At 36.5% G+C, this 13,933-nt stretch carries 17 protein-coding genes; 10 read left to right on the top strand and 7 right to left on the bottom strand.

The window, feature by feature from the left end:
- Positions 1-3 precede the first annotated feature (3 nt).
- The 6 genes from Q0940_RS04265 (at position 4) to arfB (ending at position 4,293) form a co-directional block, all read left to right on the top strand.
- Positions 4-1,209 (top strand): type II secretion system F family protein, encoded by a 1,206-nt coding sequence (locus Q0940_RS04265; protein ID WP_299264492.1) that lies wholly within the window; start codon positions 4-6, stop codon positions 1,207-1,209.
- 35 nt (positions 1,210-1,244) lie between these two features.
- Complete coding sequence (locus tag Q0940_RS04260) at positions 1,245-2,129, top strand: A24 family peptidase (RefSeq protein WP_299264489.1); 885 nt, start codon at positions 1,245-1,247, stop codon at positions 2,127-2,129.
- Entirely contained in the window at positions 2,126-2,785 is a 660-nt protein-coding gene (gene coaE / locus Q0940_RS04255; RefSeq protein WP_299264486.1) for a dephospho-CoA kinase, read from the top strand. The genes Q0940_RS04260 and coaE overlap by 4 nt, the downstream gene beginning before the upstream one ends.
- Before the next feature lie 80 nt (positions 2,786-2,865).
- Complete coding sequence (locus tag Q0940_RS04250; protein WP_299264483.1) at positions 2,866-3,615, top strand: cell division protein ZapD; 750 nt, start codon at positions 2,866-2,868, stop codon at positions 3,613-3,615.
- 16 nt (positions 3,616-3,631) lie between these two features.
- Entirely contained in the window at positions 3,632-3,862 is a 231-nt protein-coding gene (locus tag Q0940_RS04245; RefSeq protein WP_299264480.1) for a DNA gyrase inhibitor YacG, read from the top strand.
- Positions 3,863-3,876: 14 nt separating this feature from the next.
- Positions 3,877-4,293, top strand: coding sequence for an alternative ribosome rescue aminoacyl-tRNA hydrolase ArfB (gene arfB, locus Q0940_RS04240; RefSeq protein ID WP_299264477.1), 417 nt, complete (start codon positions 3,877-3,879; stop codon positions 4,291-4,293).
- Between the two features lie 7 nt (positions 4,294-4,300).
- On the opposite strand, the gene Q0940_RS04235 is transcribed toward arfB, so the two are convergent.
- On the bottom strand, positions 4,301-5,080 hold the full coding sequence (locus Q0940_RS04235; protein WP_299264472.1) for a siderophore-interacting protein: 780 nt from the start codon (positions 5,078-5,080) through the stop codon (positions 4,301-4,303).
- A 100-nt stretch (positions 5,081-5,180) separates the two neighbouring features.
- Between Q0940_RS04235 and Q0940_RS04230 the strand changes: the two genes are divergently transcribed.
- Positions 5,181-5,615, top strand: coding sequence for a MarR family transcriptional regulator (locus Q0940_RS04230; RefSeq protein ID WP_299264469.1), 435 nt, complete (start codon positions 5,181-5,183; stop codon positions 5,613-5,615).
- A 140-nt stretch (positions 5,616-5,755) separates the two neighbouring features.
- Here the strand turns inward: Q0940_RS04230 and Q0940_RS04225 are convergent, their stop codons facing one another.
- The 3 genes from Q0940_RS04225 to Q0940_RS04215 all read right to left on the bottom strand — a co-directional run bounded on the left by Q0940_RS04225 (position 5,756) and on the right by Q0940_RS04215 (position 8,722).
- On the bottom strand, positions 5,756-7,921 hold the full coding sequence (locus Q0940_RS04225; RefSeq protein ID WP_299264466.1) for a prolyl oligopeptidase family serine peptidase: 2,166 nt from the start codon (positions 7,919-7,921) through the stop codon (positions 5,756-5,758).
- Between the two features lie 140 nt (positions 7,922-8,061).
- Positions 8,062-8,271, bottom strand: coding sequence for a helix-turn-helix transcriptional regulator (locus Q0940_RS04220; protein ID WP_299264463.1), 210 nt, complete (start codon positions 8,269-8,271; stop codon positions 8,062-8,064).
- A complete protein-coding gene (locus Q0940_RS04215) occupies positions 8,264-8,722 on the bottom strand; it encodes a hypothetical protein (protein ID WP_299264460.1) in 459 nt (152 codons plus the stop codon). Before Q0940_RS04215 ends, Q0940_RS04220 begins: the two co-directional genes overlap by 8 nt.
- A gap of 218 nt (positions 8,723-8,940) precedes the next feature.
- Between Q0940_RS04215 and Q0940_RS04210 the strand changes: the two genes are divergently transcribed.
- Positions 8,941-9,879: a slipin family protein gene (locus tag Q0940_RS04210; RefSeq protein WP_299264457.1), complete on the top strand. Its 939-nt coding sequence runs from the start codon at positions 8,941-8,943 to the stop codon at positions 9,877-9,879.
- Between the two features lie 12 nt (positions 9,880-9,891).
- Complete coding sequence (locus Q0940_RS04205; RefSeq protein ID WP_299264454.1) at positions 9,892-10,341, top strand: NfeD family protein; 450 nt, start codon at positions 9,892-9,894, stop codon at positions 10,339-10,341.
- A gap of 84 nt (positions 10,342-10,425) precedes the next feature.
- Here the strand turns inward: Q0940_RS04205 and Q0940_RS04200 are convergent, their stop codons facing one another.
- Genes Q0940_RS04200 through Q0940_RS04190 form a run of 3 tightly spaced genes read right to left on the bottom strand, consistent with a single transcriptional unit; the run spans position 10,426 to position 12,575 of the window.
- Positions 10,426-11,280, bottom strand: a complete 855-nt coding sequence (locus tag Q0940_RS04200; RefSeq protein ID WP_299264450.1) for a mechanosensitive ion channel family protein — start codon at positions 11,278-11,280, stop codon at positions 10,426-10,428.
- 7 nt (positions 11,281-11,287) lie between these two features.
- On the bottom strand, positions 11,288-12,103 hold the full coding sequence (locus tag Q0940_RS04195) for a hypothetical protein (RefSeq protein WP_299264447.1): 816 nt from the start codon (positions 12,101-12,103) through the stop codon (positions 11,288-11,290).
- Positions 12,104-12,116: 13 nt separating this feature from the next.
- Complete coding sequence (locus Q0940_RS04190; RefSeq protein ID WP_299264445.1) at positions 12,117-12,575, bottom strand: hypothetical protein; 459 nt, start codon at positions 12,573-12,575, stop codon at positions 12,117-12,119.
- Positions 12,576-12,793: 218 nt separating this feature from the next.
- Between Q0940_RS04190 and Q0940_RS04185 the strand changes: the two genes are divergently transcribed.
- Positions 12,794-13,858 (top strand): DUF21 domain-containing protein, encoded by a 1,065-nt coding sequence (locus tag Q0940_RS04185; RefSeq protein WP_299264441.1) that lies wholly within the window; start codon positions 12,794-12,796, stop codon positions 13,856-13,858.
- Positions 13,859-13,933: the final 75 nt, after the last annotated feature.

Below are 13,933 nucleotides of genomic sequence, written 5' to 3'. Positions count from 1 at the left end.
ACAATGTTGTTTAATCAAGAGCGTACATACATTTATCAAGGAGTTGATACTAACGGGCAAAAGGTGTCGGGTAAGCTCACCGCTATGTCTAAACCATTGGCACAACAGCAGTTGGATGATAATGGACTTACGTCAGTTAACTTACATTCCAATTTTAACTTTAGGTTTTTTAATAAGTCGTTATCTAAAAAACAAATTAACGATTTTACACGTAGTTTAGCCACACTTTTACAAGCTGGATTACCGATAGTAACTAGCTTAGAAATTATAAAAAAAGAAGCTAAACATTATGGTTATGAACAGCTATTAACTAGGCTAATAAGTCGGTTGAGTATTGGCCATTCATTATCAGACGAGCTTAGATTTTGGCCGCAGTATTTTAGTTCGTTTTATTGTGAATTGGTTGAAGCTGGCGAATCAGTAGGACGGATCGATGAAAGTTTTGTTAGGCTTACTGACTATTTAGAGCATAAAGAAAAACTTAGAAATAAAATCAACAAAGCCATGATGTATCCTACCGCAGTGCTTATTGTCGCTTTTATTGTTGTTGGTATTTTAATGGTAAAAGTCATTCCTAGTTTTGAAGATATTTTTGCAAGCTCAGGCAGGGCATTGCCTGAACCCACAAGACTTGTAATATCTTGGTCTGAAAGCATTCAACAGAATTGGCATTTAATTTTAGTGCTTTTGTTTTTTATTGTGGTGGCAATTAAATTTGCCTGTCGTTTCCATTGGTTTTGTTTACTCAAAGACGCTGTAATATTAAAACTGCCTCTATTTGGCCCTATTATGACCAAGTTTATTTATGCAAATATCAGCCAAGCTTGTCATACCTTATTTTCTGCTGGAATTCCTATCCACCAAGTTTTACATTCTGCAGCAAAGTCGGCAGGCAATTTGATTTATAAAAATGCGCTTTTAGAGATTCAAGCACAAGTTTCTTCTGGTACTATGTTGCATATTGCTATGGAAAATAAACATCTGTTTTCCGATACCTTTATTCAGTTATTAGCGATTGGAGAAGAGTCGGGAAAGTTAGAATATTGTTTACTTAAAATTAACAATATTTATCAAAACGAAGTTGAATACGATATTGATAAGCTAACCAATCTTATCGAGCCTAGTATTATGGTCGTGTTGGGAATATTAGTGGGTGGATTAGTGCTTGTTATGTATTTGCCTATTTTTGATATGAGCAGTTCCATATAATACCAATTACATCGAAAACGGAATGTTAAAAACCTATGTTTGAACCTGTATTATCATTGTTAGAAACGAACTTAACCTTTTTTGTTATAAGCGTTGCGGTATTGTCATTACTAGTAGGAAGTTTCTTAAATGTGGTGATCTACCGACTGCCTAAAATGATGCAAAATGAATGGCAATGTGACTGCCGAGAGCTTTTACAAGACGAGTTAAAGGCAGAACCTAAAGATAAACCTAAAACCTTCAATTTAGCCAAACCTGATTCCCACTGTCCAAGTTGCAATACGCCAATAAAAGCATGGCAAAATATTCCAGTTATTAGTTACTTATTATTAAAAGGTAAGTGCGCAAATTGCCAAACTAAAATATCTAAACGTTATCCAGCTATTGAGTTGTTAACTGCGGTAGCATCTGCTGTGGTGGCTTATCAATTTGGTTTTTCAGCTCAAAGTTTAGTGCTTATCCCCTTAACTTGGGCATTTATTAGTTTAATGTTTATCGACATAGATCACATGTTATTGCCTGATCAAATTACACTTCCACTTTTATGGGCTGTGTTAATTGCTGCTAATTGGAATGTATTTTTAACGCCAATGGCGACGATTTGGGGCGCAATAGCTGGTTATTTATTTTTATGGACTGTGTATTGGGTATTCAAATTAGTCACGGGTAAAGAAGGCATGGGGCACGGCGACTTTAAGTTATTAGCGGTTATTGGTGCGGTTGTCGGTGTTATACAGTTGCCTATGGTTATTATAATGTCTTCTATTGTTGGTGCCATTGTCGGTATTGGTTTGATAGTTACATCTGGTGCTGGCCGTAATACCGAAATTCCATTTGGACCATATTTAGCAATAGCTGGTTGGATTGTTATGCTATGGGGTAGCGAGATATTTAACTGGTATATGGGCTTATTGTCATGACTGAAACAGCTAACACTAATCAATTAAATCTTAATGATAAATTAATCATAGGTGTGACAGGTGGTATTGGATCTGGTAAGTCAGCACTAACTGCTGAGTTTGAAAAGTTAAATGTAGTTGTTGTTGATGCCGATGTGGTTGCCCGTGAAGTGGTTGAACCTAATTCACCAACTTTACTACAAATTGCTAATGAGTTTGGTAACGATATTTTATTACCAAACGGTGCGTTAAACAGAGCTAAATTAAGAGATATTATTTTTAGTGATGAGCAAAGCAAACAGACACTGAATGCGATTATGCATCCGGCTATTCGTAATGAACTGATACAACAATTGCTTCATGCAAAATCACCCTATGTTATTTTATCGGCTCCTTTGTTATTTGAAAATAAGTTAGATAAGTTAGCTGATAAAGTAGTCGTTGTGGACGTGCCAGAGCATGTTCAGGTACATAGAGCGTCTAGCAGAGATGATGTGGCGCAAGAACAAATAAAAGCGATTATGACAAGTCAGTATTCAAGAGAACAAAGAAATGAAAAAGCTGATTATTTAGTTACCAACGAGCATGATATTTGTTTTTTACAGCAACAAGCGATTAAGTTAAATACTGAATTTTTACGATTATCTGCCGATAAGTCTATTAATGTGATGAATTAGTGCTAAATTCATTAATCTCTAGTTGATATTTTAAGCAAATGTTTTTAGAGAAGTAATTTTAATAATAAAAAGACAGAATAATGAATTCAGTGATTTACGAACATCCTTTAAATGAAAGAGTACGTGTTTTTATGCGCTTAGAGTTATTGTTTGGTTTGTTAGATGGCCACAAGAACATAAGCAACAGAGTAAATATCCAATCTTTCTTTTCAGTTTTGTTCAATTGTATTGAGGTTCTGGAGAGAAATGATATTAGGCCCACTCTGTCTTTTTATTTAGACTTACTTGAAAAGAATATGGTGCGTTGGTCTGCTCACCCTGATGTATATGACGAAAATCTGCAAAACAACCTACAGCAAGCCGTTGAATTACAAAGTAAAGTAAACAATATGGACAAGGTTTGTTCTATCTTAAAAGATGATAAATTTTTAGCTAGTTTACGTCAGCGTTTTTCCATTGCCGGAGGTACATGTAGTTTTGACTTACCTCAGCTAGATTACTGGTGCAATAAACCAATAGAGCAAAGACAGCTAGATGTTGACGAGTGGGTAAATATTCTAAAGCCTTTAAGAGAAGCGTTAAACTTTACTTTGTTATTTTTAAGAGAGTTAGGCCCATTTGAAAATAAGACTGCGGTTAAAGGGTTTTATCAAAACTCTTGCGATAATCAGACATCTCTTATTAGAGTAAAGTACGACGCTGACCTCGGTGTATTTCCTATGGTAAGTGGCAGTAAACATCGTTACACCATAACCTTCATGATGCCAGATAAAGTATTAGTCAAAACAGGTGTAGATGATACAATTGAGTTTGAATTATCAACTTGCTAGCAAATTAGAAAAAGTTATGACTACAGTAGTGAAATGCCCAACCTGTGAAACCGCCGTTATATGGCAACCCCTTTCTGAATTTAGACCATTTTGTAGCGAACGCTGCAAGTTAATTGACCTAGGTGAATGGGCTAGTGATACAAGAGTGATCACCCAACCAATTCAAGGTGCAGTAATGTCAGACGCTGACTTAGACGCAATGGAAGATATGTTAGCTGAGCAAGATAACGAATTTTTTAAAGAATAGGTTACTAAGATCTAGTGATAGTTATTTCAAACAATGTATCCATTCCCGATGAAGAAGTGGAGCTCACAGCTATTAGAGCACAAGGTGCTGGTGGGCAAAATGTTAATAAAGTCTCGTCTGCAATCCATCTTAGATTTGATGTTGCAAATTCCAGCTTGCCTGAGTTTTATAAGCAGAGATTGCTCGCTTTAAAAGACAAACGCTTAACCAAAGAAGGCGTTATTGTATTAAAAGCTCAGTCCCACAGAACACAAGAAAAAAATCGTGATGATGCAATTCAACGTTTGATTGAAATAATAAAAGCCGTGAATGTACCAGTAAAGGCTAGGATAAGTACTAAACCAACTAAAGCGTCTAAAACTCGTCGTTTAGACGGTAAAAAGAACAAAGCTCAAGTGAAACAATTGCGTGGAAAAGTGAACTTTGATTAACTAGGCTCTAATTAGAACCTGATTTTTTCTGTGCACTAAATTTATCAGCATCCACGCCTTGCTTCCAATATCCAACCGCTGTGCAGTCTAGTCTACTGAATCCTAATTGCTCTTCTAGCATAGGTCTGAGCGAGCGAATTTTACAGGCTTCTAATGCTAGAAAAACACGAGTGTCTTTTGCCATGTTTTTGGCGAGTGTTAACACTTGCTCTTCTAATGAAATGCTCATTTCATCCTCAACAAACCAATATGTATTCGCTGAATCATCATAATCCATTGTTATAATATCTGAGCGTGTTGGCACTGATATTACAGCTCGAATGTCGGCATCTTGATTAAACTTAGGTACAAAACCGTTGATTGCATTTACTGAGGTAATATCGCCCACTAATAAATAACTCGTTTGATCGTAGTCCGTGATCTTTAATGGGCCAGGCCCTGCAATGATGAGCTTATCAACTAATTTAGCGTTTTTAGCCCAGTTGGTAGCCGGGCCGTCATGTCTATTTATGACAAAATCGAGGGTTAGTTCTAGCGTGTCTTCTTTAAAGCTGCGTATGGTATATGAGCGCATTTTTTGGCTTTTATCGGCTGAAGTAGTTTGTAGCTCTGACGGTTGCTCTGAGGGTTGTTCTGACGGTAGAACCACTTTTACATGAGCACCTTCTTGCCCGGTAGAAAATCCTTTAAGGCTATCACCTGATAGAACGATGCGGCGTAAATGAGGTGATAATTCAATAATGTCACTAACTTGTGTTACACGAACATTGGGTTTTCTTTGAGCCATAGTCAATCACCTTTAACTTGTATATTAGATATTAAGTTGATAAGGTCTACTATATTCTTGTTTGGTTGATTTTGTCAACTATATTATTAAAGGTATTAAAATGCACGACAATTCAATTTCAGATACTGTTTTTGCTTTTGTTCATTCTTACAGATTGGCAATGAGGACAGGTTTAAATGCCAGTGAACTTGGCTTGAATTACATGCACGTAAAATGTTTGACCTTTATCGAGAGTAATAAAGCATGTGCCGCCAATGATATCGTTAATTTTTTTGCCAGAGATAAAGCCCAAATTGCCAGGTTGGTGAAAGACATGATCACCAATGCTTGGGTGATAAAAACAGATAATCCAGAAGACAGAAGAAGTCAGTTATTGTCATTAACGGATGAAGGAAAACGTTTAGCTTCATTGATTGCTGAAACTCAAAGTAATGTCCATCAACAAATGCAGAAAAATCTGACGGATCAAGAGCTAGAAGACTTTAAAAGAATAACCAACACCATAGTGAATAATCTTAATGATCTTAACAGTTAGTTGTTTGCTGGTATGTTTTAGCTTTTGAATGATCACTAAGGAATAATCTCTGAACCCCAAAATCCTTGAAAACCGAATCCCTTGAAAACAAAAAAGCCATCTTAATGATGGCTTTTGAGATTCAGGTTTACAGATATTAATTAAATATCTTTCACACCCATGTTATATAAAGTGAAGCCATAAATGTCGGCGTACTGTTCAATTGTTTTACTAATTGGTGTACCAGCTCCGTGGCCTGCGTCTGTCTCAATGCGAATTAGAGTTGGGTTACTACCAGCTTGCTTAGCTTGTAATTCAGCGGCAAACTTAAATGAATGTGCTGGTACAACACGGTCATCGTGATCGCCGGTTGTTACTAACGTTGCCGGATATTGCACGCCAGCTTTAACGTTATGCACAGGAGAGTAACCTAACAAATACTCAAACATCTCTTTGTTGTCTTCAGATGTGCCGTAGTCATAAGCCCAGCCAGCACCAGATGTGAATGTGTGGTATCTCAACATGTCTAATACACCAACCGCAGGTAAAGCTACTTTAAATAACTCAGGACGTTGAGTCATTACCGCACCAACTAATAAACCACCGTTTGAACCACCCATCACAGCAAGCTTGTCTGATGATGTGATTTTTTCACTGATCAAGTACTCAGCAGCGGCAATAAAGTCGTCAAATACGTTTTGTTTTTGTAACTTGGTTCCAGCGTCATGCCATTTCTTACCATATTCACCGCCGCCACGTAAGTTAGCAACTGCGTAAACGCCACCTAACTCTAACCAAGCTGCGCGAGTTGAGCTGAACTGTGGTTGCAAGCTAATATTAAAGCCACCGTAGCCGTAAAGAATAGTTGGATTTGTTCCATCTAGTTTAAGGCCTTTTTTATGGGTGATGATCATAGGTACTTTAGTACCGTCTTTTGAAGCGTAGAAAACTTGTTTAGATTCAAAATCGTCGCTGTTGAATTTAACTTTAGATTTCATGTACACATCAGACGAACCAGATTTAACATCTAAGCTAAAAGTAGTACTTGGTGTTTTCTGATTACTAAATGAATAATAGATTTTTGCTTGTGTTTTTTTACCAGAGAATCCGCCAGCGGTTCCAACTTCTGGTAACTCAATATTGCGGACTAATTCACCTGTTAACTGGTATTGCTGAACAAATGAAGTTGCATGGCGCATATATTTAGCAAATAAGTAACCGCCGCCAGTTGAAACTGATAATACGTTTTCAGTTTCTGGAATAACATCAACCCAGTTTTTAGGCTCTGGCGATAACGCATTCACTTTTACAACACGTTTATTTGGCGCATCCATATTCGTTACTAATAAAAGATCATCACCTTCACTTGTTAGTAAGTAGTTATCAGAGTCTGTGTTAGTTACGACAGGAATTAATTTTGAGTCAGATTTAGTTAAATCTTTTATAAATAAACGGTTGCCAGATGTAGAAACCGCAGCAGAAACTAATAAGTATTTTCCATCGTCGGTAACATTACCACCAACGTAACGATGCTTTTCTGCATCAGTTCCACCAAATACTAGCGTGTCGTCAGCTTGAGAAGTACCAAGTTTATGGTAATAAAGTTTGTGTTGATCAGTCTTTGCAGAAAGCTCACTGCCTTTTGGTTTGTCGTAGCTTGAGTAGTAAAATCCTTCATTACCAACCCAAGATAAGCCACTGAATTTAATATCGACTAATTCTTTTTCTACCATCTCTTTGGTTTCGGTATTAATTATTCTAGCTTTACGCCAGTCGCTACCACCTTCAGATATCATATAAACAGCAAGTGAACCGTCTTGAGTAAATTCAAGACTTGCAAGTGAGACGGTGCCATCTTCACTAAAGGTATTTGGATCTAAGAATACTTCAGCTTCGCTTTCACCTTTTTGGCGATATAAAACATATTGGTTTTGTAATCCGTCATTTTTATAAAAATAACTGTAATCGCCTTCAATAAAAGGCGTTCCTACTTTTTCGTAATCTAACAATGCCGAAAGACGTTTTTCGATTTTTTCACGATAAGGAATATTACTAAGATAGCTTTGTGTTGTAACATTTTGTGCTTTTACCCAGTCTGCGGTTTCTGCACTCATATCATCTTCTAACCAACGATATGGATCAGGAACTTGCGTACCAAAATATTCGTCAACAACATCACCTTTTTTAGTGATTGGGTACATAACTTTTTCCATTTTTGTTTGTTCACTGCTTTTGGCTGCATCTGAAGAGTCAGCAGATTGACCACAACCTGCTAAAAACAAGCCTGAAATGACAGCTAAACTTAGTGAGATTTTTGTTTTATTCATTAATTATTATCCAGTTAAATTGGTTCCGTGCTTACGTTATGTAAATACACAAAAAAAGTCTAGGGGGGTTAGCTAAATAGGCGATTAATGCCATGTAATCAGAGTCGATCGATTACAATGTTCATCACTTATTTATTAGGTCATGTTTCATTTAATATAAATATTTTTTCTACAGGAACTGAAAAATAATTGGCAAGTTTAAGAGCTATAACAACTGATGGTGTAAATCGGCTCGTTTCAACTGTGCTAATTGTTTTTCTTGATACGCCAATTGCATCAGCTAATTGCTGTTGGGAGATTTTTCGTTGAGCTCTTAATTTTGCGATATTGTTATCTAGTTGATTAATCATCTTTACTCTTTAATGACAATATCACAGTTAAACCGTAGGTGAAGAAACCTAAAGCGGCGCCAAATTTACAAAAACTATCAATTGGAATGGATTCAAAGTTTTTTCCAAAAATTGAAAATATTGTAAGGTAAATTAATAATGTACAACAAAGGTACTTATAGCCTTTATTGTTAATATAATTAAAGTACTCATCTTCATAGTTATCAACCCAGAAATTTTTTTTACTCATGCGAGTAGCCGCTTTTATCAGGTTTCGAATAAGCAAAATAAAAATAGCGATAAAGGCTATGCCATATAACACATATATCAAAGTGTACATTTTTATTAATGGCTCTTGGAATTTATCTAAATAGTCAAAAATAAACATTGCCGCGACTAAAAGACTTGTAATGGCATTGTTGTATAAGTCTTTTTCTTCTTTTACCACGGTTGATTTAATGTCGTTAGTCATAGTTAATCCTTTAAAGTATTTTAACTTGTAACCTAAAGGTATCAATTGTAACCTTTAGGTGTCAATGTGTTATTTGTCTTTCAAGCAAAGTCAGATTTACAGTTGACCAGTTTTTAAAGCTTTTTAAACATTTATATAAAGCGAAATCGGTTTACATTTCCGGGTTTGTTTGTATTAATGTAGCTTGAAATTATTTTGAATTAATAAGGATTTTTTTTATGGAAATGTTATTTTCTACATTATTCACATTTGAGTTTGCAATACTTGCTTTAGTCGTTGTATTACTTAAGTCTTCAGTTAAATTTGTACCGCAAAACAGAGCTATTTTAATAGAACGTTTTGGTAAATTTAATAAAACAATTGAAGCTGGTTTAAACTTCATTGTGCCATTTATTGATAAAGTGGGTTACGACCGCTCGTTAAAAGAACAAGCGATTGATGTACCTAGCCAATCAGCTATCACTAAAGATAATATTTCGTTAACCGTTGACGGTGTATTGTACTTCCGTGTTCTTGACCCTTATAAAGCGTCTTATGGTGTTGACGATTATATCTTTGCTGTTGTGCAATTATCGCAAACAACAATGCGTAGTGAAATTGGTAAAATGGAACTAGATAAAACCTTTGAAGAGCGTGATGCGTTAAATGCGAATATCGTATCTGCAATTAATGACGCTGCTGCACCTTGGGGTGTTCAGGTATTACGTTATGAAATTAAAGATATTGTTCCACCATCTTCTGTTATGGAAGCGATGGAACGTCAAATGAAAGCAGAACGTGAAAAACGTGCGCAAGTGCTTGAATCTGAGGGTGATAGACAAGCGGCAATCAATGTTGCTGAAGGTCAAAAACAATCTCAAGTATTAGCAGCAGAAGGTGAAAAAGCTGAGCAGATTTTAAGTGCTGAAGGTGAAGCGCAAGCGATACTTCAAGTTGCTAAAGCACAAGCTGAAGCATTAGAGATGGTTGGTAATGTAGCAAAGACCGAGCAAGGTCAAAGTGCAATTCAGTTAGATTTAGCGACAAAAGCAATAGCGGCTAAACAAGCAATTGCAAAAGAGTCTTCGGTTGTTTTACTACCTGACAGCGGCACAGATGCATCAAGCATGGTTGCTCAAGCAATGACGATTATTAATACTCTTAACAAGACTAAGTAAACGGGAGTTTTTATGTGGTTATTTTCTGATGTGAGTCAGGCGTTAATGGCTGTTGGTTTATTAATGGCAGTTATTGATGTACTGGTATTTGGTTTTGCCACTTTCTACTTAACTTTAATTGGCTCTGCTATGCTGGTTTCTGGTGGCTTAATTCACTTTGGTGTGATCCCCGCGAGTACTAGTTCAGTATTGATCTCGGTGGCATTTTTAACTGCGCTATTTAGCATTTTGTTATGGAAACCACTAAAAAACTTACAGGCACATAGTAACAATAAAAAAGTGACTACTGACTTAGATGGTTATCAATTTACCCTAGAGCAAGATGTTGATGCTGGCGTATTTGGTAAGCACCATTATTCAGGTATTGATTGGAAAGTGGAATCTGATTCACCTATCGCTAAAGGCTCAAAAGTAGAAGTACTTGAGTTTAAAGTAGGTGTGTTATTGGTTAAAGCTTGTTAACTAGCTGAGCTAATTTGTTTTATTAGCTGCGTATTAGCAATAATATAAATAAAAGGGAGTGTTTTTAAACACTCCCTTTTTTATTTAATCTTCATTTTTATCGCGAATACCGTTTAGCTCTATTGGCATAGGTTTAGTTTCACTACCGCTATACAGGCTAAGGTGAGGGAAAGGTATTTCAATGCCTTGTTCATCAAAAGTTTTCTTAATTTGCTGATACATAGAGTTTTTCAGCTCTAGGAAGTTTTCTCGTTTAGCCCAAACAGAAAATTGAATATCCACTGACGAATCACCAAAACCCTTTAAAATGAACAGTGGTGCAGGCTCGTCCAAACAAATCACATTTTTAGCCGCTATACCTAATAACACTTCACGCACTCGTTTAATATCTTCTTTGTAAGCAATCCCAACTTTTATATCGGCTCGTCTAATTGGAAATTTGGTTAACGTGGTTACTGGCGTTTTGATCATGCTTTCGTTTGGAATGCGCACAAATAAATTGTCGTATGTTCTAAGTTTTACCGACAATAAATCAATGGAAATCACTTCCCCAGTAATATCACTGACCTGAATAATATCAGAGATAGAAAATGGTCTTTCAACCATTAAAAACAAACCGCTAATTAAGTTAGAGGCCGATGTTTGTGAAGCAAAACCTAATGCCACAGTAAATAGACCAGCAGCGCCCAATAATATACTTAAGTCAAACCCTGCATGTTTTAGAGCTGACAAAGCAAATAAGGCCAAGATGATATAAAACACTGTTCGTTTTAATAAAAACTGGCCGTGTGTTGTCATTTTATTATCAACGATTTTAGCCACAATTCCACTGAATATTCGGCCCAGAATATAGCCAATAATGACTAATAACACTGCCTGAAATAACACATATAAAAATGAAGTTTGTATTAAGGTAATAATCTCGCGAATAGAATCCATAGCTTTGTTATCCAAATAAGTTGCTGATATTGCGTATTAATTTATTTGTTTCTGATTTAATACGAGGCGTACTTATCAGTTCGTATGAATGCACTTCTGTCGGTACTTTTTGATTAATGTGCATTTCTACATTTTTTGAGTTGTTCTCGGTTGTAACTGTAATGCCTGACGTCCAAAATTGATGGTGGTTATCACAATATAAATGCAATAAGTTAACTGGCACATTAATGCGTTCTATCACAAGCGGTGTGTGTTGATGGTTAATAACGGTAATTGGCGTTATGGCTCGGTGAGAGCGCTTTTCCAAGTGATCTAGCTGTACTCTAGCTGAAGTGTATTTTGCGTAGCATAGCTGCCCATCTATTGTTGAAGCACCAAACCAAGAGTCGGAAGGTCGCCAAAATGGTAAGTCTAAAAATACTTGTTGAGTTGGTAACGTTTTATGATCAGTGAGCGTTTGCGCACTAAACCAGATTGGCGTACTAATAAATAGTCGAGCACTTTCACCGGCTAACAAGGTTAACGGTGTTGCAGGACGTGTGACTACTGAACGGTCTGCCAGTAAAGGTAATATTCTGATCTTACCTTCTGAATGGTTTTCTAGGTAACGGCCAAACATTTTTTCAGCGGTATCCGACTCTTGATTATTGTCGGTCAGCTCGCGTTGCACAATAGGCTGGTCTATTTCATCTTCGGTATCAAAATTCCAGCAATTCCATTCATTAACGGAACGTTTTATGGTTATTGCTCGTTCACCAATTTGCCAACTTTTGATCTGTTGGTTATCAAAAGAAAAGTCGCCCCACCATTTATCGTCAGTCATAACCTTGTTGATCCTAAAAGCTAAGTTTGAAAAGTAAGTCGCCAAAACCCCAAATAAAGGTTCCAGTCATTAATAATGAGACTTCAAGTATGCCTAACTGCAAGCGGAATTTATTTCTTAACTCTTCAACTTTACGTTCATGTTCTGATTCAATGGACTCAAGTTCTTTTTCCACATATTCATCTGGTGCACTGATTTTACGTAATTTTACTTTGGCACGAGAAATTGCAATTCGTCGTTGCACATCAAATCGACTGATCAATACATGCTCTTCAATTATTCCGCCCATGCCAGACCAAATGCCCAACATCACGACAACGCAACCACTGCGCGTTAACCATTCGATATTACAAAACTCTATCATGGTTAGATAAACCCCAAGAGCTATGACTAAAATACTAATTAGCCAAATGCTAACATGTTGTACTTTACGAATGACTCCAGTTTCGACTTCTCGTTTGTTATCGCTCAATTTAATCTTCTTTTTCGGTTAATCATTGTTGTGGCTTTGAAGTCATAATACATGGCTTTATACTCATCAACTAAGTGATTTTTATTTTACTATGAACGGGGTTGATTGATGACTGACTTTAACAAAATAAATTTATTGAGTAGTGGATAATTTATTAAGTTACTTTATTTTGTATTAGTCTATATTCACCACCTTATTTACTTATTAGGACACAACTTATGTCAATGGACATTCTTACTTGGTGCGCAATTGCTTTTTGTATCTCACAATCAGCGATATTTTCAGGCTTGAATTTAGCGCTATTCTCAATAAGCCGACTGCACCTTGAAGTTGAGGTTAAAAAGGGCAACAAAGATGCTAAGAAAATACTTAAGTTGCGAGATGACTCTAACTTTCTATTAGCCACTATCTTATGGGGCAACGTGTGTATTAATGTTTTGTTAACCTTGTTATCAGACTCTGTGTTGGCTGGCGTGAGTGCATTTTTATTCTCAACTATTGCGATTACTATAATTGGTGAAATTACCCCGCAGGCTTATTTTTCGCGTAATGCATTAAAAATGGGTAGCTTATTGTCACCAATAGTACGCTTTTACCAAATGGTGTTTTATATAGTGGCAAAACCGACAGGTCTTGTTCTTGATGGTTGGTTAGGAAAAGAGGGAATTACTTACTTTGCAGAAAGTGAATTACGTAACATTATACGCTCACATATTACGGCAGAAGAAGCTGATTTAAATCATGTTGAAGGCATCGGCGCGTTAAACTTTTTTTCTATGGACGAAATTAAAGTGATAGAAGAAGGGGGGTTAATTGACCCTAAATCAATTATTCCCTTACCTACAAAATTGGATTTACCCATTATTCCTGAAATGACAAATAAAACCGATGATCCATTTTTAGTTTTAGTTAATCAAACCGATTACAATTGGGTTATCTTAACCAATGAAGATGGTTGGCCTTTGTTAGTATTAGATGCTGATGGATTTTCAAGAGCTGCCCTGTTTCAGCCTAATGACTTTGACCCTTATCGCTACTGTCATCGCCCTGTGGTACTAACGGACGAATCAACCTCGTTAAACGAAGCTATATTGGATATGAAAGCCAATGGCTCAATTGACAAAAATTTTGATGGCGTTATCGATCATGACGTACTGTTAGTTTGGGGAGAAAATAAACGCATCATTACTGGCGCTGATATATTTGGCCGACTATTGAAAGGCATGATGGCACCAGAACAAGGCGTTGTGATAAAGCCTCATGTTGATAGTAAAAAGTCCTAATTTGCTGGTTTAATTACTAGTTAAATGCAGGAAGCAACGTCATTAATGATGTTGCTCTTTTGTTTTCTTGTCTAA

This window comes from uncultured Psychrosphaera sp., from assembly GCF_947500655.1.
Classification (GTDB): domain Bacteria; phylum Pseudomonadota; class Gammaproteobacteria; order Enterobacterales; family Alteromonadaceae; genus Psychrosphaera.
Note: the sequence above shows the minus strand (reverse complement) of the source record. Positions and strands in the feature narration are given on the sequence as shown.

What these genes read in the sequence shown, in the direction of transcription:
- coaE (WP_299264486.1), top strand. Translation starts at nt 2,126, where the DNA reads ATGACTGAAACAGCTAACACTAATCAATTAAATCTTAATGATAAATTA.
- Q0940_RS04265 (WP_299264492.1), top strand. Translation starts at nt 4, where the DNA reads ATGTTGTTTAATCAAGAGCGTACATACATTTATCAAGGAGTTGATACT.
- Q0940_RS04205 (WP_299264454.1), top strand. Translation starts at nt 9,892, where the DNA reads ATGTGGTTATTTTCTGATGTGAGTCAGGCGTTAATGGCTGTTGGTTTA.
- Q0940_RS04195 (WP_299264447.1), bottom strand. Translation starts at nt 12,103, where the DNA reads ATGACTGACGATAAATGGTGGGGCGACTTTTCTTTTGATAACCAACAG.
- Q0940_RS04250 (WP_299264483.1), top strand. Translation starts at nt 2,866, where the DNA reads ATGAATTCAGTGATTTACGAACATCCTTTAAATGAAAGAGTACGTGTT.
- Q0940_RS04230 (WP_299264469.1), top strand. Translation starts at nt 5,181, where the DNA reads ATGCACGACAATTCAATTTCAGATACTGTTTTTGCTTTTGTTCATTCT.
- Q0940_RS04220 (WP_299264463.1), bottom strand. Translation starts at nt 8,271, where the DNA reads ATGATTAATCAACTAGATAACAATATCGCAAAATTAAGAGCTCAACGA.
- Q0940_RS04260 (WP_299264489.1), top strand. Translation starts at nt 1,245, where the DNA reads ATGTTTGAACCTGTATTATCATTGTTAGAAACGAACTTAACCTTTTTT.
- Q0940_RS04215 (WP_299264460.1), bottom strand. Translation starts at nt 8,722, where the DNA reads ATGACTAACGACATTAAATCAACCGTGGTAAAAGAAGAAAAAGACTTA.
- Q0940_RS04210 (WP_299264457.1), top strand. Translation starts at nt 8,941, where the DNA reads ATGGAAATGTTATTTTCTACATTATTCACATTTGAGTTTGCAATACTT.
- Q0940_RS04200 (WP_299264450.1), bottom strand. Translation starts at nt 11,280, where the DNA reads ATGGATTCTATTCGCGAGATTATTACCTTAATACAAACTTCATTTTTA.
- Q0940_RS04185 (WP_299264441.1), top strand. Translation starts at nt 12,794, where the DNA reads ATGTCAATGGACATTCTTACTTGGTGCGCAATTGCTTTTTGTATCTCA.
- Q0940_RS04225 (WP_299264466.1), bottom strand. Translation starts at nt 7,921, where the DNA reads ATGAATAAAACAAAAATCTCACTAAGTTTAGCTGTCATTTCAGGCTTG.
- Q0940_RS04245 (WP_299264480.1), top strand. Translation starts at nt 3,632, where the DNA reads ATGACTACAGTAGTGAAATGCCCAACCTGTGAAACCGCCGTTATATGG.
- Q0940_RS04235 (WP_299264472.1), bottom strand. Translation starts at nt 5,080, where the DNA reads ATGGCTCAAAGAAAACCCAATGTTCGTGTAACACAAGTTAGTGACATT.